Source organism: Thioalkalivibrio sp. ALMg3, from assembly GCF_000381225.1.
Classification (GTDB): Bacteria; Pseudomonadota; Gammaproteobacteria; order Ectothiorhodospirales; family Ectothiorhodospiraceae; genus Thioalkalivibrio; species Thioalkalivibrio versutus.
The window spans coordinates 124,084-142,385 of sequence record NZ_KB906225.1; the positions used below are offsets into that span (position 1 = coordinate 124,084).

15 protein-coding genes are annotated in these 18,302 nt (G+C 67.2%); 7 read left to right on the plus strand and 8 right to left on the minus strand.

Annotation, left to right across the window (positions count from 1 at the left end; all coding sequences use genetic code 11):
• Window positions 1-3: 3 nt before the first annotated feature.
• Window positions 4-1,362: a magnesium transporter gene (mgtE, locus tag F622_RS0108830; protein WP_018950851.1), complete on the minus strand. Its 1,359-nt coding sequence runs from the start codon at window positions 1,360-1,362 to the stop codon at window positions 4-6.
• 406 nt (window positions 1,363-1,768) lie between these two features.
• Between mgtE and F622_RS0108835 the strand changes: the two genes are divergently transcribed.
• From F622_RS0108835 to F622_RS0108845, 3 genes are all read left to right on the plus strand, one after another.
• Window positions 1,769-2,485: an ABC transporter ATP-binding protein gene (locus tag F622_RS0108835; RefSeq protein WP_019571746.1), complete on the plus strand. Its 717-nt coding sequence runs from the start codon at window positions 1,769-1,771 to the stop codon at window positions 2,483-2,485.
• A complete protein-coding gene (locus F622_RS0108840) occupies window positions 2,482-5,040 on the plus strand; it encodes an ABC transporter permease (RefSeq protein ID WP_019571747.1) in 2,559 nt (852 codons plus the stop codon). The genes F622_RS0108835 and F622_RS0108840 overlap by 4 nt, the downstream gene beginning before the upstream one ends.
• A gap of 146 nt (window positions 5,041-5,186) precedes the next feature.
• The gene (locus F622_RS0108845; protein ID WP_019571748.1) at window positions 5,187-6,323 is read left to right on the plus strand and encodes a lipocalin-like domain-containing protein; all 1,137 of its coding nucleotides are present in this window, start codon (window positions 5,187-5,189) and stop codon (window positions 6,321-6,323) included.
• A gap of 115 nt (window positions 6,324-6,438) precedes the next feature.
• Here F622_RS0108845 and F622_RS0108850 read toward each other — a convergent pair whose 3' ends face one another.
• Window positions 6,439-6,639 (minus strand): PA3496 family putative envelope integrity protein, encoded by a 201-nt coding sequence (locus tag F622_RS0108850; RefSeq protein ID WP_018145403.1) that lies wholly within the window; start codon window positions 6,637-6,639, stop codon window positions 6,439-6,441.
• Between the two features lie 216 nt (window positions 6,640-6,855).
• Here F622_RS0108850 and msrP point away from each other — a divergent pair, with 216 nt between their 5' ends.
• Both msrP and F622_RS0108860 read left to right on the plus strand, forming a co-directional pair.
• Window positions 6,856-7,830, plus strand: coding sequence for a protein-methionine-sulfoxide reductase catalytic subunit MsrP (gene msrP / locus F622_RS0108855; protein ID WP_019571749.1), 975 nt, complete (start codon window positions 6,856-6,858; stop codon window positions 7,828-7,830).
• Between the two features lie 12 nt (window positions 7,831-7,842).
• Window positions 7,843-8,487, plus strand: a complete 645-nt coding sequence (locus tag F622_RS0108860; protein ID WP_026331558.1) for a sulfite oxidase heme-binding subunit YedZ — start codon at window positions 7,843-7,845, stop codon at window positions 8,485-8,487.
• Between the two features lie 618 nt (window positions 8,488-9,105).
• Here F622_RS0108860 and argF read toward each other — a convergent pair.
• From argF to F622_RS0108875, 3 genes are all read right to left on the minus strand, one after another.
• On the minus strand, window positions 9,106-10,023 hold the full coding sequence (gene argF, locus F622_RS0108865) for an ornithine carbamoyltransferase (RefSeq protein WP_018145406.1): 918 nt from the start codon (window positions 10,021-10,023) through the stop codon (window positions 9,106-9,108).
• Window positions 10,020-11,216, minus strand: coding sequence for an acetylornithine transaminase (locus F622_RS0108870; protein ID WP_019568781.1), 1,197 nt, complete (start codon window positions 11,214-11,216; stop codon window positions 10,020-10,022). Before F622_RS0108870 ends, argF begins: the two co-directional genes overlap by 4 nt.
• 103 nt (window positions 11,217-11,319) lie before the next feature.
• Window positions 11,320-11,901, minus strand: coding sequence for a superoxide dismutase (locus F622_RS0108875; protein ID WP_018145408.1), 582 nt, complete (start codon window positions 11,899-11,901; stop codon window positions 11,320-11,322).
• Window positions 11,902-12,062: 161 nt separating this feature from the next.
• On the opposite strand from F622_RS0108875, the gene F622_RS0108880 reads away from it, so the two are divergent.
• Together F622_RS0108880 and F622_RS0108885 are read left to right on the plus strand one after the other, a co-directional pair.
• Window positions 12,063-13,571, plus strand: coding sequence for a DASS family sodium-coupled anion symporter (locus F622_RS0108880; protein WP_019571751.1), 1,509 nt, complete (start codon window positions 12,063-12,065; stop codon window positions 13,569-13,571).
• A gap of 161 nt (window positions 13,572-13,732) precedes the next feature.
• Window positions 13,733-15,643 carry a methyl-accepting chemotaxis protein gene (locus tag F622_RS0108885; protein ID WP_018170011.1) on the plus strand — a complete coding sequence of 637 codons (1,911 nt, stop codon included), beginning with the start codon at window positions 13,733-13,735 and terminating at the stop codon, window positions 15,641-15,643.
• Between the two features lie 671 nt (window positions 15,644-16,314).
• Here the strand turns inward: F622_RS0108885 and F622_RS0108890 are convergent.
• The 3 genes from F622_RS0108890 to F622_RS0108900 form a co-directional block, all read right to left on the minus strand.
• Complete coding sequence (locus tag F622_RS0108890) at window positions 16,315-17,148, minus strand: amidohydrolase family protein (protein WP_018145411.1); 834 nt, start codon at window positions 17,146-17,148, stop codon at window positions 16,315-16,317.
• A 29-nt stretch (window positions 17,149-17,177) separates the two neighbouring features.
• The gene (locus F622_RS0108895; RefSeq protein ID WP_018170009.1) at window positions 17,178-17,615 is read right to left on the minus strand and encodes a glutathione S-transferase N-terminal domain-containing protein; all 438 of its coding nucleotides are present in this window, start codon (window positions 17,613-17,615) and stop codon (window positions 17,178-17,180) included.
• A 399-nt stretch (window positions 17,616-18,014) separates the two neighbouring features.
• Window positions 18,015-18,302: IS110 family transposase (locus tag F622_RS0108900; protein ID WP_019571752.1), on the minus strand; the 288-nt coding region annotated here is incomplete at its 5' end.

Consider the following 18,302-nt stretch of genomic DNA (forward strand, 5'->3'; position numbering starts at 1 on the left):
GTCCTATGGGATTGCCAGGCCGAGCAGGGCCGTGGCCAGCGTGAAGTAGATGAGGATACCGCCGATGTCGGCGAGCGAGGTGACCAGCGGTACGCTGGCGGTCGCCGGATCGAGGCGGAACTTGTTCAGGACCACCGGCAGCAGCATGCCGAGGATGCTGGCCACGGTAACGATGATGGTCATCGACAGCGCGACCAGCAGTGCGATCTCCGGCCCGCCGCGCCACAGCCCGACCAGCGATACCGCGACACCCATGCTGAGCCCGAGGGTCAGGGACACGCCCATCTCCTTGGCCCAAAGCCGGAGCCAGTCCCTGGCCGTGACCTCGCCGGTGGCCATGGCGCGCACCATCAGCGTGGAACTCTGCGCGCCCGCGTTACCGCCGGAGGCGATCAGCAGCGGCAGGAAGAACACCAGCACCACCACGGCCTCGATGATGTCCTCGTACTGGGAGATCATCAGCGCGCCGATGGTGTTGAAGGCAACCAGACCGAGCAGCCAGCCGATGCGCTTGCGATAGAGCAGGAACGGGCTGGCCTCCTGCGGGGACAGCGGCAGGGTGCCCACCGAGCCCAGCTTGTGGAAGTCCTCGGTGGACTCCGCCTCGATCAGGTCCATCACGTCGTCCACTGTGACCACGCCCAGCAGTTCGCCGATCTCGCCGACCACCGGCAGGCTCTCCAGGTCGTAGTGCTGGATGCGGCGGGCGGCCTCCACCGCGTGTTCGGAGACGGCGATGGTGATCGGGTCGGCTTCGCCCAGCAGTTCGCGCACCGGGCTGTCGGCGCTGGCGCGCAGGAAGTGGCGGATGGGGATGGCGGCCAGCAGCACGCGGTCCTGGTCGACCACGAAGATCACGTTGTTGGAGTGCTCGTCCGCGTTGCGGCGGATGAAGGCCAGGGCGCGTTTGAGCGTCCAGTCCGGGTCCACCGCGACGACGTCCGGCGACATCACGCGGCCGACCGAGTCCTCCGGGTAGTTGAGCTGCTTGAGCGCGCGGCGGATCGCGCGAAACGGCAGCAGGCGCAGGTAGCCGCGCAGGGTGTCCGGATCCAGGGTCTGCAGCAGGGCGGTGAGGTCGTCCGCCTCCATCTCGGAGAGGATGAAACGGGCGTCCTCGCGCGGCGAGGCCTCCAGCAGGCGGATCTGGTGCCCGGTGTCGAGGTAGGCAAAGACGTCCGCCTTGCGCCCGGGGGGCAGCAGGTTGAAGACGGCGATGAGGTCTTCCTCGCCCAGCTCCATCAGCGCGTGGGCGATGTCCTGCACGCGCATGTAGTCGAGCAGTTCGTGGAGCCCGTCGCGGTCGTCCAGACGCAACAGCTCCTTCAGCTCGATGATGGACTGCTCGAGGTGAAGCTCCATGCCCTTCTCCCGGCGGCATCGGGGCAGCGCGCGGACTGTGCACGGGCACAGGCCATCGCGGCGCCGCACGAATGCGGTGAATGGTGCAGGTTCGGGTCGGGCGGGGCCCGGCCGTTCCCGGCTCTTTGATCAAAGAGGCCTGACGGGAAGCGACCGGTTAGGGAACGGACGCTTGCCGCTAGGCGCAGATAGATCGGCTGCGTGATCGGCTGCTTGATCGGCGTGTCAAGGCGCGTTCCCGTGTGTGGAGATGGCGCTTATTCTAACGGATGCCGGGCCTCAATCAACCGCTTGTGTGGCTTTTTGAAACATTCATCTACTCTTCATGGTCATGTGGAGTCGGGGCCTGGTGTCTCCCGGGACGGCCCGACACCCCGGCTGGAACGGACAACAAAAGGCGGATCGTATGGCTGAGTCATCAGCGTTTTCGGGGCCGGTCCTGCGGCTCATCGGCGCGGCGTTTGCCTACCCCGGCGAGGGCGAGGTGCTGCACGGTGTGGACTTCGAGCTGGCCCCCGGCGAGCGGGTGGCGATTGTGGGCGAGAGCGGGAGTGGCAAGTCCACCCTGCTGCATTTGGCGGCCGGGCTGGAGGCGGCGGATCGCGGCGAGGTGCATCTGGCGGGCGAGGCGCTCGCGGGGCTGGACGAGGCGGCACGCACGCGGCTGCGCCGGGCCCGCGTGGGGATCGTGTTCCAGTCGTTCCATCTGATTCCGACGCTAACGGTGCTGGAGAACGTGATGCTGCCGCTGGAACTGGCGACGGCTGCCAATGCTGCCGAACGACGCGAGCGCGCCGGACGCCAGCTGACAGCGGTCGGGCTGGGGGATAAGGGTGAGCGGTATCCGGAGGCGCTGTCGGGCGGCGAGCAGCAGCGTGTCGCGATCGCGCGGGCGCTGGTGCACGAGCCGGCGCTGATCCTCGCCGACGAGCCGACCGGCAATCTCGACTCGCGCACTGGCGAGACGATATTCGGGCTGCTGCTGGAGCAAGTACGGGCGACCGGGTGTTCGTTGTTGCTGGTGACCCACAGCGATGAACTGGCGGGGCGACTGGATCGGGTGCTGACGATGCGCGACGGGGTGCTTCAGCCTCCGGAATCGGTGGAGGGGTTGCCGGCGTGAGCGGTCTCGTTCTGCGTGCGTGGCTGCGCGACTGGCGTCGGCGGCCGCTGCAGCGGGTGCTGACGCTGGTCGGTGTGATCATCGGCGTGGCGGTGGTGCTGGCGGTGGATCTGGCGAACCAGTCCGCCCAGCGGGCCTTCGACCGTTCGATGGACGAGGTGGCCGGGGCCGCTACGCATCAGGTGCTGGGGCCGGCGAGCGGCTTCGACGAGGCCTTTTACCGCGAGCTGCGCATGGCCGGGTGGCGGGATACGGCCCCGATCGTGGAGGGCCCGGCGCGATTGCCGGATGGCACGACGATCTACGTGCTGGGCGTCGATCCGCTGGCCGAGGGGCCGTTTCGCGGGGCGGCCTCGGATATCGGCGATGCCCCGGTGCAGCGCCTGGTGACCGAGCCGGGGACGATCCTGCCGCCTGCGGGCTGGTTCCGGGCGAGCGGGGAGGCGCATGGGGCTCGATTGGCACTGGAGGCGGCCGGGGGCGAGCGCGAGATCACGCTGATCGACCGTGCCGGCGAACGGGACGAGGACCCGAGTGATGATGGGGGGGATGGCGCGTCTGAGGATGCGGGCGCCTCGCTCTGGGTGACGGATATCGCCACGGCGCAGGTATTGCTCGACCGGCTGGGGCGGCTGGACCGAATCGACGTGCGGCTGGCCGATGACGAGGTCGAGGCCCTGGCCGACGTATTGCCCGCGGAACTGGAGCTGGTGGCGGTCGAGAGCCGGGGCCAGGCCGCGCGCCAGCTGGCGCAGGCGTTCCGCATCAACCTCACCGCGATGAGCCTGCTGGCGCTGCTGATCGCGGCGTTTCTGATCTACAACACGCAGACCTTTGCGGTACTGCGCCGGCGCGAGGTGATTGCCAGCCTGCGCCTGGTCGGTGTCGGGCGCCGGGCGATCTTCGGGGTGGTGCTGCTGGAGGCCCTGCTGGTCGGCGTGATCGGCACGCTGCTGGGCGCGCTGCTGGGGGTGGCTCTGGCGCAGGTGCTGGTCGCGCAGGTCGCGCAGACGGTGACGGACCACTTCTTTGCGGTGGCGGTGACCGGGGTCACGCCGCGGCCATTGGCGCTGGCCGCGGTGCTGCTGCTGGGCGTGGGGCTGTCGCTGGCGGCCGCACTGGCCCCGGCCTGGGAGGCGGCGCGGGTGGCCAGCCCGGCCGGCACCGGGCGCGGAGGGCTGGAAAGGCGTGCCCGTGGCTGGGCCGCGTGGCTGGCGCTGGCGTCTATCGTTTTGTTGCTGGCGGGCGTCGGGTTGATCGTGACCGGTGCCGGGGCGCTGGTGGGCGGGTTTGTCGCACTGTTCCTGCTGATTGCGGGGTTCGTGTTGCTGCTGCCCTGGGTGCTGGCGGGGACGCTGCGCGGCCTGGCGGTGCTGGTGCGCGGGGCGGCCCTGCCGCGCATTGCGGTCCGCAGCCTGGAGCGCAGCCTGTCGCGCAGCGCGCCCGCCACCTCGGCGCTGACGCTGGCGCTGGCGGCGGCCATCGGCGTGGCGGTGATGGTGGGGAGCTTTCGCGGCAGCGTGGAGCAGTGGCTGGGGCAGGCACTGACCTCGGACCTGTACGTGGTGCCGGCGGCCCCGGCCTCGGCGCGCGGTGGGGCGCGCCTGCCCGAGGACTGGACGGCCGACCTGGTGGCCCGGTCGGGTGCCGTGTCGGTCAGTTCCGGCACCAGCCAGGAGGTCGTCAGTGACCGGGGACTGGTGGACCTGTACGTGGTGCGTCCGCATGCCGACTGGCTGGACTACCTGCCGCTGCTGGAGGCGGCCGTGCCCCGCGAGGCGCTGGGGGCACGGCTGGCTGCGGACGATGCCGTGCTGGTGACCGAGCCGTTTGCCGCGCATCACGATGTTGGCGTGGGCGATCGGCTTTCGCTGGCCGCGTCTGGTGGGCGGCGGGCATTCGAGATCCTCGGGATCTATCGCGACTACGGGAACCCGCAGGGCACGGTGCTGATGACGCAGGCGGCGTTCGCGCGCGGGGGCGTGCCCGCGGACGGGGTGGGCTCGTTCGGGCTGCGCCTGCCGCACGGGGCCGACGCCGAGCAGGCGGTGGAGCACCTGGAGGCGTGGCTGGCGGAGCAGGACCACGCGGCGCTGGTGACGCGGCCGGGGGATATCGAGCAGGAGTCCATGGCGATCTTCGACCGGACCTTTGCGATCACGCATCTGCTACGGGTGATCACGCTGGTGGTCGCGTTCATCGCCATCCTGGGGGCATTGATTGCGTTGCAGATGGAACGGGCGCGCGAGTTCGCCACGCTGCGCAGCCTCGGGCTGTTGCCCGGCGGCGTGCGCGGGCTGGTGGTGCTGCAGGGCGGTGTGCTCGGGGTATTCGCCGCCCTGGCGGCGATCCCGCTCGGGCTGGGGATGGGCTGGTTGCTGATCGAGGTGATCAACCGCGAGGCCTTTGGCTGGGGGATGGACCTGCGCCTGCCCTGGGTCGAGGTCGGGGAGACCGTACTGTTGGGCGTGGGGGCTGCGCTGCTGGCGTCGGTGATCCCGGCCTGGCGCATGGCGCGCATGCGCCTGGTGCCGGCGCTACGGGAGGTGCCCTGATGTTTGGGTTCAGATTTGTGGGCAGAGCTTTAGGAGCCCTTGTGGGAGGCGCTGTGGGAGCGGGCTTGCCCGCGAATGGGTCCCGCCAGAATCCAGCGCGGGCGGGGGCTTCGCGGGCAAGCCCGCTCCTACAGGGGCTTCTGGTCATGTTGTTGGTGGGGTTACTGACCGCATGCGGGGGTGTGGAGCCGCCGGAGGCGGACGATTCGGGGGTGACCGGGCTGCGGGTGAGCGAGGCCCTCGGGGGTGAGGACACCACGGGCTTTCTCCGTGCCGATGCGCCGCGGGCGTTCGAGTTTCCTCGCGATCATGGGCCGCATCCGGGGTTTCGCAACGAGTGGTGGTACCTGACGGGGAATCTGGACGGGCCCGAAGGCGAGCGTTTCGCGTTTCACGTGACGTTCTTCCGCGTGGGGCTGGCGCCGGGGCTCGCCGGGGATCCGGTCTGGCACGAGTCGGCCTGGGCCAGCCCCGATCTGTGGATGGTGCATACGGCGGTGCTGGACCGTGACGCGGGGTTTCACGCATCCGAGGAGCGGTTCGTGCGCGATGGCGGCGGGCTGGCCGGGGCGACCGAGCCGGCGGGGCGGGTCTGGGCCGAGGATTGGGAACTGGCCGGGCTGGAGGGGGCGCGCTGGACGCTGCGCTTCACGGTCGAGGACTACGTGCTGTCCCTGGAACTGGAGCCGGCGCGCGAGCCGGTGTTGCAGGGCGAGGCCGGCCTGAGCCAGAAGGGGCCGGAGCCGGGCGATGCCTCGTATTACTACTCGATGCCGCGTATCGCGGTGGCCGGCGAGGTGCGCCGTGCTGCTGGGGCAACGCTGGACGTGACCGGGCAGGCGTGGATGGACCGCGAATGGAGTACCAGCGCGCTGGCGGAGGATCAGTCGGGCTGGGACTGGTTCGCGCTGCAGCTGGATGACGGGCTGGACGTGATGTATTACCAGTTGCGCCGCCCCGATGGCACGCCGCATGAGTTATCGAAAGGTCGCTGGATGCCGGCGAATGCCCAGGACGCCCTGCTGGAGCCGGAGCAGGTGCAGCTCGAACCCACCCGCTACGCCACCCAGCCGTCCGGTAACCGCTATCCGGTGGAATGGTCCCTGCGTATCGAGCCTCCGGATGGCGGGCCTGCGCGTGAGTGGACCGTGGTGGCGGTGCGCGACGAGCAGGAGATGGACACGGTGGTCCGTTATTGGGAAGGGGCCGTGGATATCCTCGACGCGGATGGCGAGCCGGTCGGCCGGGGGTTCGTGGAGTTGACGGGGTATGAGGACGGGTGAAGGCCTTGGCTTGGGGGTCCCTCTGCCTGCGGGGGTGATGCGATTCGCTTCGCTCATTGCATCGATGATGTGGGGCGTTTGGAAAATGGGGTGGCGGGGCGCGCCACCCCGGGGGTTACCACTCCAGGGCTTCGTGGGCGGGGGCCAGGTCGAAGTCGTCCTCGAGGTGGGCGCGCAGGGCGCGTTCTTCCATCAGGCGTTCCAGGGCGCGGCGAGCGGCGTGGCGTGCCGGGCCGCGGTCATTGACGAGCTGGTTGTCGAACAGGCTGGCGATTTCGTCGGCACCATCGGCCACGTCGTCGATCGTGGGATCCATTGTCGGGTCTCCTGACAAGCCGGCCGGGCCACCCCGGACTGCGGTATCAGAAAAGCCTTATATATCGTTCCCGGCGCTGCGCAAGCAGAAAATTCTTATTGTTCGGCGGATTGTCTTATGGGCATGGCGAGCCGAACTCGGGACGCTGCTTCTGGTCCATCGTGCACGAGTGGCAGCGCTTCTCACTGTCATCCCAACCAGTCGCGAGGGCAGGCCATGCTGATCCGCACCCGACGTCGTTCCGAGTGTTCCCGTAGCGAGATCACCCCGCCGGAGGTCTATGCGCGGCGGCGCGAGTTCCTGCGCGCCGGGGTCGGGTTGGGTGCCGGCCTTGCCCTGGGGGGTCTGGGGATGGCGCTGCCGGCCTCGGCTGCGCTGCGCGGCTACCCGCTCGAGTTCGAGGGCAGCGACTACTCCACGGACGAGTCGAAGACCGCGTATGACGAGATCACCAGCTACAACAATTTCTTCGAGATGGGGCCGGGCAAGAGTGACCCCAAGACCTACGCCGACCAGCTGAAGACCGACCCCTGGACCATCACCGTGGACGGGCTGTGCGAGAACCCCGGCGAGTATGCGGTCGAGGATTTCATCAGCCCCTGGTCACTGGAGGAGCGGATCTATCGCATGCGCTGTGTCGAGGGCTGGTCCATGGTGATCCCGTGGATCGGCTTCGAGCTGAATCGCATCATCGAAAAGGCACAGCCGCGCGGCGGTGCCCGCTATGTCGCCTTCGAGAGCATCTACGATCCGGACAACCTGCGCGGCCAACGCCGCCGCCGCGGCAGTAGTGGCGGGCTCGAGTGGCCCTATACCGAGGGGCTGCGCCTGGACGAGGCGATGCATCCGCTGACGATTCTGGCCGTGGGGTTGTACGACGAGGTGTTGCCGAATCAGAACGGGGCGCCGATCCGCGTGGTGGTGCCGTGGAAGTATGGCTTCAAGAGCATCAAGTCGATCCAGCACATCCGTTTTGTCGAGGACCAGCCACCGACCCTGTGGAATCAGGCGCAGTCCGACGAGTACGGTTTCTACAGCAACGTGAATCCGGACGTGGACCATCCGCGCTGGTCACAGCGCACCGAGCGCCGGATCGGCGAGTTCCGCCGCCGGCGCACGGAGATGTTCAACGGCTATGCCGATGAAGTCGCCTCGCTGTACGAGGGGATGGACCTGACGCGGTACATCTGACGCGGTGACGGCATGACGTCCTCAACGCGCCGGGCGCGCGCCCGGCCACCGCGTGGCGTCTGGTGGGCGGTGCTGCTGGCCTCGCTGGTCCCGGCGGCCTGGATTGGCCTGCGTACGCTGGGCTGGTTCGACGGGCTGGGCGTGAACCCGATCGAGAAGCTGCTGGAACTCTCCGGCACCCACGCGATGATCGCCCTGCTGATCGCGCTGGCGGTCACACCGCTGCGGCAGATGACGGGGCTGGCGTGGATCGTGCGGCTGCGGCGAATGCTGGGGCTGGTGGCGTTCGGTTACGTGACCGCGCACGCCCTGATCTGGCTGGGGGTGGATCTGTTCTTTGACTGGGAACTGGTGCTCTACGACCTGACCGAGCGCCCGTTCGTGATGGTTGGCTTCGCCGCCTGGGTGATCCTGCTGGCGCTGACGGTGACCTCCACCGACGGCGCCCAGCGCTGGCTCAAGAAGAAGTGGGTCTGGCTGCACCGTGGGGTGTACCTGGCCGGCGTGCTGGCGGTGCTCCACTTCCTCTGGCTGGCACGCGCCGACTACGTGGAGGTCGCCCTGTACGCGGCCATCCTCGCCTTCCTTCTCGGCTGGCGCGTGCTCTACCGCTGGCAATCCCGCCGCCGTATCCATGCCCGCCGCGTTAGCGCCTGATCCCGACGCCGTTACGCCAACCAAGAAGCGCACGAAGGAGGCCAATAGCCTGGAACCACAGAGTTCACAGAGAAGGGCAGGAAAGCTGATGGGATGCGGACAACAGGCTTGGCGCGCGGACACCGGATTCCACTGCTTCTCGAGGTTTCCTGATTCGCCACATGGGTCAGCCAGGTCCAGGGATCGTGCGGGCCCGGGTGTGTACCGCACCCGTCGGCCGAAGGTGGCCCTGGAGCGCAGCGGTACGCGCTCCAGGACTCCCCGCGCCGCCTTTTTCGTCATCCCGGAAACCGCGTAGCGGTTATCCGGGATCTCGGCGGCTGGGGTTGCCCCAACGGGGAAGATCCCGGCTCTTCGCTTCGCTCCGGTCGGGATGACAGTGCAGGGGCAAGGGCCGGGGAGGGTGACATTCCCAAACGGCCCGGATTAGAGCGACCTGCGACGGGCCATTTACGTCCCCGAACGATCCCCGTGACTGGCTGACTCTCGTCGCTAATCAGGCGATTTTTCTACCCTGGATCTGCTCTGTGTCCTCTGTGTCCTCTGTGTCCTCTGTGTCCTCTGTGCCCTTCGGATCTTCGTGTGCTTCGTGATGGATAAAAGGGGACGCGAAGAACGCTAGCTGGCGTTGAGGGTGATCAGGAATTCGAGCAGGGCCTTCTGGGCGTGCAGGCGGTTTTCGGCCTCGTCCCAGACGACGCTTTGCGGGCCTTCCAGGACATCCGTGGAGACCTCTTCCTCGCGGTGCGCCGGCAGGCAGTGCATGAACAGGGCGTCGTCGTTGGCGAGCCGCATCAGGTCGGCATCGACGAAGAAGCCGGAGAAGGCTCGGCGCCGCGCGCTCTTTTCCTGCTCCTGGCCCATGCTCGCCCAGACGTCGGTGACGACCAGATCCGCACCCTCGGCCGCGGCACGGGCGTCGCGCGTCAGCTCGAAGTGTTCCTGCGTGGTCTCGACCACGCTGGGCTCCGGGTCGTAGCCTTCCGGACAGGCGGCGACCAGCTGGAAATCCAGCTGGCGGGCGGCGTACATGTAGCTGTGGCACATGTTGTTGCCGTCGCCGATCCAGGCCACGCGCTTGCCGCGGATGTCGCCGCGGTGCTCGACGTAGGTCTGCAGGTCGGCGAGCAGCTGCGCCGGGTGCTCCAGATCGGTCAGGCCGTTGATCACCGGGACCGAGGAGTGCTTGGCGAACAGTTCGATCTTCTCGTGCTCGTAGGTGCGGATCATCACGCAGTCGACCATGCGCGAGAGTACGCGGGCGGTGTCTTCGATCGGTTCGCCGCGGCCCAGCTGGGTGTCGCGCGGGGACAGGAACAGGGCGTTGCCGCCCAGCTGCTGCATGCCCACCTCGAACGAGACCCGGGTCCGGGTGGAGGACTTCTCGAAGATCATGCCCAGGGTCTTGCCGCGCAGCAGGTCGTCGTGGTGTCCGCCCGACTTCAGCTGCTGCTTGAGCTCGATCGCCCGTTGCAGCAGGGCACGGGTTTCATCCCCGGAGAGATCGAGGAACGAGAGGTAATGGCGAGGGTTCATGCAGAGACCTCCTTGGGGACAGAGGATGACAGGAAGGCATCCACCAGGTCGGCTACGGTGGCGGCGATCTGTTCCACCTGGTCGTCGTCGATGATGAGCGGCGGCAGCAGGCGGATCACGCGGTCCGCCGTCACGTTCAGGATCAGGCCGCGTTCCAGGGCGGCCATCACCAGCTCACCCGCCGGGCGGTCCAGCTCGACGCCGATCATCAGGCCGCGGCCGCGCACGGCGACCACGCCCGGGTGGTCGCTCAGACGGTCGCGCAGGCGACCCAGCAGGAATTCGCCCTGGCGCGCGGCCTGTTCGCACAGGGCCTCGTCCTGCATGACGTCGAGCACGGCCAGCGCCGCCCGGCACACCAGCGGGTTGCCGCCGAAGGTGGTGCCATGCATGCCGGGACTGAACAGCTCGCGCGCCGCACCGGCGACCAGATTGGCGCCAATGGGGATGCCGTTGCCGAGACCCTTGGCCAGGCTGACCACGTCCGGCGTGATGCCCTCGTGCTGGAAGGCGAACCAGTATCCGGTGCGTCCGATGCCCGCCTGGATCTCGTCCAGCATCAGCAGCCAGTCCTTGCGGTCGGCCAGCTCGCGCAGGCGCCGCAGGTAGCCAGGGGGCGGGACATGGATCCCGCCTTCGCCGGTGACCGGCTCGACCAGGATGGCGACCACGTCGGGGTCTTCGGCCAGGGCCTCTACCGCATCGAAGTCGCCATGCGGGACATGCACGAAGCCCGAGACCAGCGGTTCGAACCCGGCACGCACCTTGGGGTTTCCGGTGGCGGACAGCGTGGCCAGGGTGCGGCCGTGGAAGCTGCCCTCCATCACCACGATCTTGGGCTCGGCGATGCCCCGGGCGCGGCCGTGCAGGCGGGCGAGCTTGATCGCCGCTTCGTTGGCCTCGGCTCCGGAGTTGCAGAAGAACGCGCGGTCCATGCCGGCCAGCTTGCACAGACGCCGGGCCAGCTGTTCCTGCAGCGGGATGCGGTACAGGTTGGAGGTATGCACCAGCGTGCTGGCCTGGTCGCAGATGGCCTGTGCCACCTTGGGGTGGGCATGTCCGAGACCGCACACGGCAATGCCGGACAGGGCATCCAGATAGCGCTTGCCGTCGGTGTCCCACAGCCAGGCGCCTTCGCCGCGTTCAAAGGCGACGGGCAGGCGCTTGTAGGTGTTCTGCAGGGCGTCGTTCATTGGGTTCTCCGAAACCAAAGAGCCGGCGGAGGACCGCCGGCTCGATGAAAGGCGCAGCCGCATCATGCGGCCAAAGGCGCCTAGTATATAAACCCTTTGGGGTTTACTTCATCTGCTGGGCAGCAAAGTCCCAGTTGACCACGGCCCAGAAGTTCTCGAGGTACTTCGGGCGCGCGTTGCGATAGTCGATGTAGTAGGCGTGCTCCCAGACATCGCAGGTCAGCAGCGGGGTCTTGCCGTCGCGCAGCGGGTTGGCGGCGTTGGAGGTGTTGACGATCTCCACCGAGCCATCACTGTTCTGCACCAGCCAGGTCCAGCCGGAACCGAAGTTGCCGACGGCGGATTCGTTGAACTTCTCCTTGAAGGCATCGAACGAACCGAAGGCGCTGTTGATCGCGTCCGCGAGCTTGCCGGAAGGTTCGCCGCCGGCGTTCGGGGCCATGCAGTTGAAGTAGAAGGTGTGGTTCCAGACCTGGGCGCCGTTGTTGAAGATGCCGCCGGCCGGGGCCTTCTTGATGATGTCTTCCAGCGAGGCATTTTCGAACTCGGAACCCGGCAATAGGCCGTTCAGCTTGGTCACGTAGGTCGCGTGGTGCTTGTCGTGATGGTATTCCAGCGTCTCGGCGGAGATGTGCGGCTCCAGCGCGTTCTTGGCGTAGGGCAGATCGGGCAGTTCGTAGGCCATGAAAGACTCCTTGTACGGTGTCGTGAGAAACTGAGGCGGCGGCGCACCCGAACCGGGAGCGACGCATAACGGGTCAACGATAGTCACGTTGCCCGGGCGATGCAATTTCCGATGACGCCGGTTGGTTTTCACTCCGGCGGATTTCCCACAAGACGAGGCGCATGGCGGATACCGACGAGACGGGGCAGGAAGGCGAAGCGGCGGTGGCGAAGGGCTCGACGGTGGACTGGCGCGCCCGGATCGGCCTGATGCTGGGCCCGGCGATCTTTGTGCTGTTCCTGCTGGTGCCGGCGCCGACGGGGTTCGATCCGGCGGCTTGGTGGGTGCTGGGGCTGACGCTGTTCATGGCGACCTGGTGGATCAGCGAGGCGTTGCCGCTGCCGGTCACGGCGCTGCTGCCGATCGCGATCCTCCCGGTCCTCGACATTACCTCGATGGAGAACGCGACCGCGCCCTACGCGAACCCGATCATCTTCCTGTTCATGGGTGGCTTTGCGATCGCCTTGGCGGTGCAACGCTGGGATTTGCACCGGCGCATGGCGCTCGCGATCGTGGCCCGTTCCGGGAATCGTCTGCACGCCCTGGTCGGGGCCTTCATGCTGGCCACGGCCGGGTTGTCCATGTGGGTCAGCAATACCGCGACCGCGGCGCTGATGCTGCCGATCGCACTGTCGGTGCTGGGCCTGATTGAACGTGGTGCATCGCCACAGGGTCCGGGGGCGAGTGCGGAGTCGCGGCGCCCGGCCCTGGCGTTGCTGCTGGGGATCGCCTTTGCCGCGAACATCGGGGGCATGGCGACCATTATCGGCTCGCCGCCGAACGCCCTGACCGCGGCCTATCTCGGGGATCGACACGGGGTGGAGATCGGGTTTCTGGAGTGGATGACCCTGGGACTTCCATTAGCGGCGATCCTCCTGGCCCTTGCGTGGTGGCTGCTGACGCGCTGGGTGTTCCCGGTGCACCGGGTCGAACTGAACGGCCTGCGCGCCCTGCTGGACGAGCAGCGCGCCACGGTCGGGCGCTGGTCGACCGCAGAGAAGCGGGTGGCGGCGGTGTTCGTGCTGGTCGCGCTCGCCTGGCTGACACGACCGCTGCTGGAGGGCTGGTTGCCCATCTCGCTGACCGATGCCGGCATTGCGATCCTGGGCGCCGGCTTGTTGTTCCTGATCCCCTCGGGTTCCATGGAGCAGCGCAGGTTGTTGGCCTGGGACAACACCCGCGAACTGCCCTGGGGCGTGCTGCTGCTGGTCGGAGGCGGCCTGAGCCTGGGGGCGGCCATCGAGTCCAGTGGTCTGGCGGAGCTGGCGGCCGATGCCCTGGTGATCGCGCAGACCTGGCCGCTGATCCTGATCATGGCCGGGGTGGTGTTGCTGACCATGACGCTGAGCCACGTAACCAGCAATACGGCCACGGCCGCGACGCTGCTACCCCTGGTCACCGCGTTTGCGCTGAGCATGGACGTGCCAGTATTGATGCTGGCGCTACCCGTCGCCTTTGCCGCTTCCGTGGCCTTCATGCTGCCAGTGGCGACCCCGCCGAATGCCATCGTGTTCGCCAGCAACCGCCTGCAGGTGCTGGACATGGTGCGGGGCGGGGCACTGCTTTCCGTGGTGGCGCTGGTGCTGATCAGCCTGGCGGTCTACGTCTTCGCCGAGGCCCTGCTGGTGTAGCCGCGGCGCGGATTCGTTCTGTGAGTGCCGTGTCCCCGACGTTCTTGTGGGGATGAAAAGCCTTCCATGCTCAAGTTCTAGGATTCGCCGCCGCTAGGGAGGACGAACGGCCCATTATTTTGCGAGCTGGCGCTGACCGGCAGACCGAAGGACGCACCGACATGTTCAACAATATTCGAATTGGCGTACGGCTCATGGTGGGCATCATCGGCGTGGTGGTCCTCGCCGTGGTGCTGACCCTGGTCGTGGTGATGAATGCCCTGGGTACGATGGCGGACAGGGCGGAGCAGCGGGAGTTGAACGACTTGGCTGGCCAGTTGCTGGATCGGCTGGACCAGGAGTCGGCGCGCGCGACCGCGATGGCGGAGACCGTGGCGCGCATCCCGGATGTGCAGGAGGCCATGGCCAATGGGGATCGCGATCGGTTGGCCGCACTGACCGTTCCGAGTTTCGAGTCCCTGAGCGCCGATTACGGCGTGCGCCAGTATCAGTTCCACACGCCGCCGGCGACCTCCTTCCTGCGCGTGCATCGCCCGGATCGTTATGGCGATGACCTGTCCGGTTTTCGCCAGACGGTCGTCGACACCAACGACCGCCGCGCCCCGATCTCGGGCCTGGAAGAGGGCGTGGCCGGCCTGGGTATCCGCGGCGTGGTCCCCATCGCTCACAACGGAGAGCACGTGGGTTCGGTGGAGTTCGGGCTGTCCTTCGGCGACCCCTTCTTCGAGCAGTTCACCGAGGAACTGGGTGCACCGGTCGCGCTCTACCTGCGCGATGAGGGGCGGTTCAACCGCTTTGGCGGGACCATCGAAGGCGAAGCGACTTTCAATGCGGCCGAGATGCGCGAAGTGCTCCAGGGCGAGCGCCTGGTGCGCAACGTAACTTACCAGGGCGAGCCGATGGCGGTGATCGCCCGGCCGGTGCGCGATTTCTCCGGCGATGCGGTGGGTGTGCTGGAACTGATGGTGGACCGCAGCGCCTACGTGACCATGACCCGCAACGCCACCGGCACGGTGGTCATGGTCGGCGTGATTGCGGTGGTTCTGGGCGCGCTGCTGGCCTGGTTCCTGACCCGCAGCATCGTGCGCCCGCTGTGCCAGACGGTGGAGCGTCTGGACGACATCGCCAGTGGCGAGGGTGACCTGACGCGTCAGTTGGAGGTGTCCGGCCGGAACGAGCTGGGCGATCTGGCGGTGGTGTTCAACCGCTTTGTCGAGAAGATTCGCGTGTTGATCCAGCAAGTGGCGGCGGGTTCCGATCAGGTCGCTGCCGCGTCCAACGAGCTGTCCGCGACCAGCGAGGAGACCAACGAGCAGGTGCGCCGCCAGAAGGCGGAGACCGACCAGGTCGCCACCGCGATGAACGAGATGACCGCCACCGTGCAGGAAGTCGCCCGCAATGCCGCGGATGCGGCGGCGGCCGCCCAGGCCACGGACCAGGACGCCGTGGCCGGTCAGCAGGTGGTGCAGAAGACGGTCACCGCGATCAACGGCCTGTCCAGGCAGGTCGACAATGCGGCCGAGGTCGTCACCCGCCTGTCGCAGGATGCCGAGCAGATCAACAAGGTCCTCGAGGTGATCGGCGATATTGCCGACCAGACCAACCTGCTGGCGCTGAATGCCGCGATCGAGGCGGCCCGCGCTGGCGAGCAGGGCCGCGGCTTCGCCGTGGTGGCCGACGAGGTGCGTACCCTGGCCAGCCGGACGCAGGATTCGACGCACGAGATCCAGCAGATGATCGAGCGGGTCCAGAGCGGTACGCGCGAGGCGGTGCAGGCGATGGAAGATGGGCGTTCCAAGGCCCACGAGAGTGTCGAGCAGGTGAACCTCGCCGGCGAATCGCTGAACGCGATTACCCAGTCGGTGACCCGCATCAGCGACATGAACACGCAGATCGCCAGCGCCGCCGAGGAGCAGTCCACCGTGGCCGAGGAGATCAACCGCAACGTGGCCAACATCACCGAGGTGCTTGACCAGACCGCGGCGGGCTCCGAGCAGATCCGCAATGCCTCGGAGGAGCTGTCCAAGCTCGCCTCCCAGCAGCAAGAGCGCGTGGGTCAGTTCAAGGTCTGATACACGACCCGATGGTGTCGAGCCCGCCTCTCTGTTCGGGGAGCGCGGGCTTTTTCATGCGTGTGGGGAAAAGGGCAGACGAAGAAGCCAGGTCAAGGGCGATCCTGATTAGCAACGAGCGTCAGCCAGGCTCAAGGCCCGTGCGGGCCCGGGTCTCCAGGCGCCTCCTACATCGTCATCCCGGAAACCGCGCAGCGGTTATCCGGGATCTCCACGGTATGAGTGACCCGTACGTTGGGGCTAGAACGGCGTGTGGAGATCCCGGCTCTCCGCTGCGCTACGGCCGGGATGACGGGGAGGAGGCACTACGACCGGGATCACAATCAGGGTGAGCTCCGCCCGGGATGGCAGGGCAGGGGTAAGCGCCCCGGGAGGGTGACACTCCCAGGAAGGCCTGGATCAAAGTGGCCCGGGGCGGGCCATGCACCTCCCCAAATGGGCCCCGCCACTGGCTGACGATCGTTGCTAATCAGGAGGGCGATTGGACCACGGAGGACACAGAGGACTGGGGGAAGGGCTGGGACGGAAAAGGTCGGATGATGGCCGTGCGACGTCAGATCACGATCCGATCGTGATCTTTCGTCACTGTCCTTGCCGTGCTCTGTGACCTCTGTGGTTCAGGCCTTTTGCTCGTCGTCGTGCCTTGTGGCCTTCGTGGTGAATAAAGGCCCTTACTGAGCGGGAAAGAGGCGTTCGCCGTTTTCGAAGGCAATGGCGCGGGCGACGTTGTCGGGCAGCTGGTCGAGCCAGGCGCGGGTCTCGTCTTTCAGGTGGGTGTACTGTTCCCAGCGCGTGGTGGTGAAGGTGTCCACGCCGATCATGAAGCGATCCGGATGGGTGAGGAACAGCTCGAACCAGTCGTCGTCGATCTGACCACCGGGGTTGATTCGCGGGTTGCGCATGGACAGGTCCATGTTCATGCGCGGGTGGCGCTCGAGGTAGTCCTGCACCAGGGGCGGGTAGGCGTAGCTGCCGGCGTGGGCCCAGAGGATGCGGACCTCGGGGTGGGTGGCGTAGGCATGGTCGATCACGGCGGGGTCGCCGTGGATCATGATGGTCAGATCGCGGGCGACGGCCAGGTCCAGCAACTGTTCGAAGCCGGGTCCGAAGCGGTCGTCTGCCAGGATGTGAAACTCGCCCAGCCCGCGCCAGGCCACGTCGGATTCGTCCAGCATGTCGGCAATGCGGGCGCCCAGGTCCTCGACGTGCATCCAGTCCATCTTCTTGCCCAGGCGGTGGGAGACTTCCAGAAACGGCACGATGCGGGTATCCGAGCCCGCTTGCAGGCGACGAATCAAGCCGCCTTCGGTCGACATGACGATGGCGCTGCGCACGTCATTGGAGGCCAGGGTGCGGCCCACGTCGCTGATGCCAAAGGTTTCGGCCACCGCCGGGCGATAGTGCAGGTGGGCATCGAAGATCGGCGGCTCGGCGCTGGCGACGGTGAAGGGCAGGGCCAGCCCGAGCGTGGCGCCGAGCAGGGAACGGTGGAGGCGATGGTGCATGGGCAGACCCTTCGGAAGCCGATTCGACATCAGGAACGCGGCGGACTGTTGGGCGCAGGGGTCGGATCGGTCGTCTGTGCCGGATCGAAGCGCTCGCGCAGGTAGCGGATGATGGCATCGGATTCGTACAGCCAGCGCACCGAGCCGTCTTCTTCCTCGATTCGCAGGCAGGGCACCTGCAGGCGGCCGCCCTCGTTCTGCAGTTCCTCGCGCCAGGGGCCGGTGGCCTGGGCGTTGCGCAGTTCGATATCCAGCGACAGGCGCTGCATCGCGCGGCGGGCCTTGATGCAGAACGGGCACGCCGGGAAGTGATACAGGGCAAGGCGTTGCGTCTGTTCGTCGATTCGGGCTTGCTCGGCCGGGTCCCGTTCGATGCCGCGTGGGCGCGAGACGCGCTCACCGATCAGCATGAACGGGGTCAGAATCAGGCGGACGCCACGGAAGAAGGTGCGAATCAGGAATCTCATGGCGAAAGGATGCCACAGGAGCCCGACACCGTTACAGCATCTCGAGCGATGGAGGCGTTAGTTTCGCCCTCAAACCCAAGAGCGCTCCTGATTAGCAACGATCGTCAGCCAGTGGCGGGACCCATTTGGGGACGTGCATGGCCCACCCCGGGCCACTTTGATCCAGGCCTTCCTGGGAGTGTCACCCTCCCGGGGCCCTTACCCCTGCCCTGTCATCCCGGGCGGAGCTCACCCTGATTGTGATCCCGGTCGTAGTGCCCCCTCCCCGTCATCCCGGCCGTAGCGCAGCGGAGAGCCGGGATCTCCACACGCCGTTCCAGCCCCAACGTACGCGTCACTCATACCGTGGAGATCCCGGATAACCGCTGCGCGGTTTCCGGGATGACGATGTAGGAGATTCTATGTCTCTCCACAAGGGATCTTAGGTTGGTAATCGGTCTGATTTTTCATCAGGGCGAAGGCGACGCGGGCCAGCTTTCGAGCCAAGGCGTTCAGTGCCTGGGTCGTCGCCAGGCCACGGTCCAGGCAGCGCTGGTAGTAGTCGCTCCAGGCGGCTTTCGACTTGGCCTGCATCGCGGCCAGATAGAGCAGCCGTCGCAACTCTGGATCGCCCTGTTTGGTGAGTTTGCGCTGCCCCCGTTTCGTGCCGGAGTCGCGTATGCGGACATCCAACCCCAGGAAGGCAAC

What these genes read in the sequence shown, in the direction of transcription:
- F622_RS0108835 (WP_019571746.1), top strand. Translation starts at nt 1,769, where the DNA reads ATGGCTGAGTCATCAGCGTTTTCGGGGCCGGTCCTGCGGCTCATCGGC.
- F622_RS0108885 (WP_018170011.1), top strand. Translation starts at nt 13,733, where the DNA reads ATGTTCAACAATATTCGAATTGGCGTACGGCTCATGGTGGGCATCATC.
- mgtE (WP_018950851.1), bottom strand. Translation starts at nt 1,362, where the DNA reads ATGGAGCTTCACCTCGAGCAGTCCATCATCGAGCTGAAGGAGCTGTTG.
- F622_RS0108875 (WP_018145408.1), bottom strand. Translation starts at nt 11,901, where the DNA reads ATGGCCTACGAACTGCCCGATCTGCCCTACGCCAAGAACGCGCTGGAG.
- F622_RS0108870 (WP_019568781.1), bottom strand. Translation starts at nt 11,216, where the DNA reads ATGAACGACGCCCTGCAGAACACCTACAAGCGCCTGCCCGTCGCCTTT.
- F622_RS0108845 (WP_019571748.1), top strand. Translation starts at nt 5,187, where the DNA reads ATGTTGTTGGTGGGGTTACTGACCGCATGCGGGGGTGTGGAGCCGCCG.
- F622_RS0108895 (WP_018170009.1), bottom strand. Translation starts at nt 17,615, where the DNA reads ATGAGATTCCTGATTCGCACCTTCTTCCGTGGCGTCCGCCTGATTCTG.
- F622_RS0108850 (WP_018145403.1), bottom strand. Translation starts at nt 6,639, where the DNA reads ATGGATCCCACGATCGACGACGTGGCCGATGGTGCCGACGAAATCGCC.
- F622_RS0108890 (WP_018145411.1), bottom strand. Translation starts at nt 17,148, where the DNA reads ATGCACCATCGCCTCCACCGTTCCCTGCTCGGCGCCACGCTCGGGCTG.
- F622_RS0108860 (WP_026331558.1), top strand. Translation starts at nt 7,843, where the DNA reads ATGACGTCCTCAACGCGCCGGGCGCGCGCCCGGCCACCGCGTGGCGTC.
- F622_RS0108880 (WP_019571751.1), top strand. Translation starts at nt 12,063, where the DNA reads ATGGCGGATACCGACGAGACGGGGCAGGAAGGCGAAGCGGCGGTGGCG.
- argF (WP_018145406.1), bottom strand. Translation starts at nt 10,023, where the DNA reads ATGAACCCTCGCCATTACCTCTCGTTCCTCGATCTCTCCGGGGATGAA.
- msrP (WP_019571749.1), top strand. Translation starts at nt 6,856, where the DNA reads ATGCTGATCCGCACCCGACGTCGTTCCGAGTGTTCCCGTAGCGAGATC.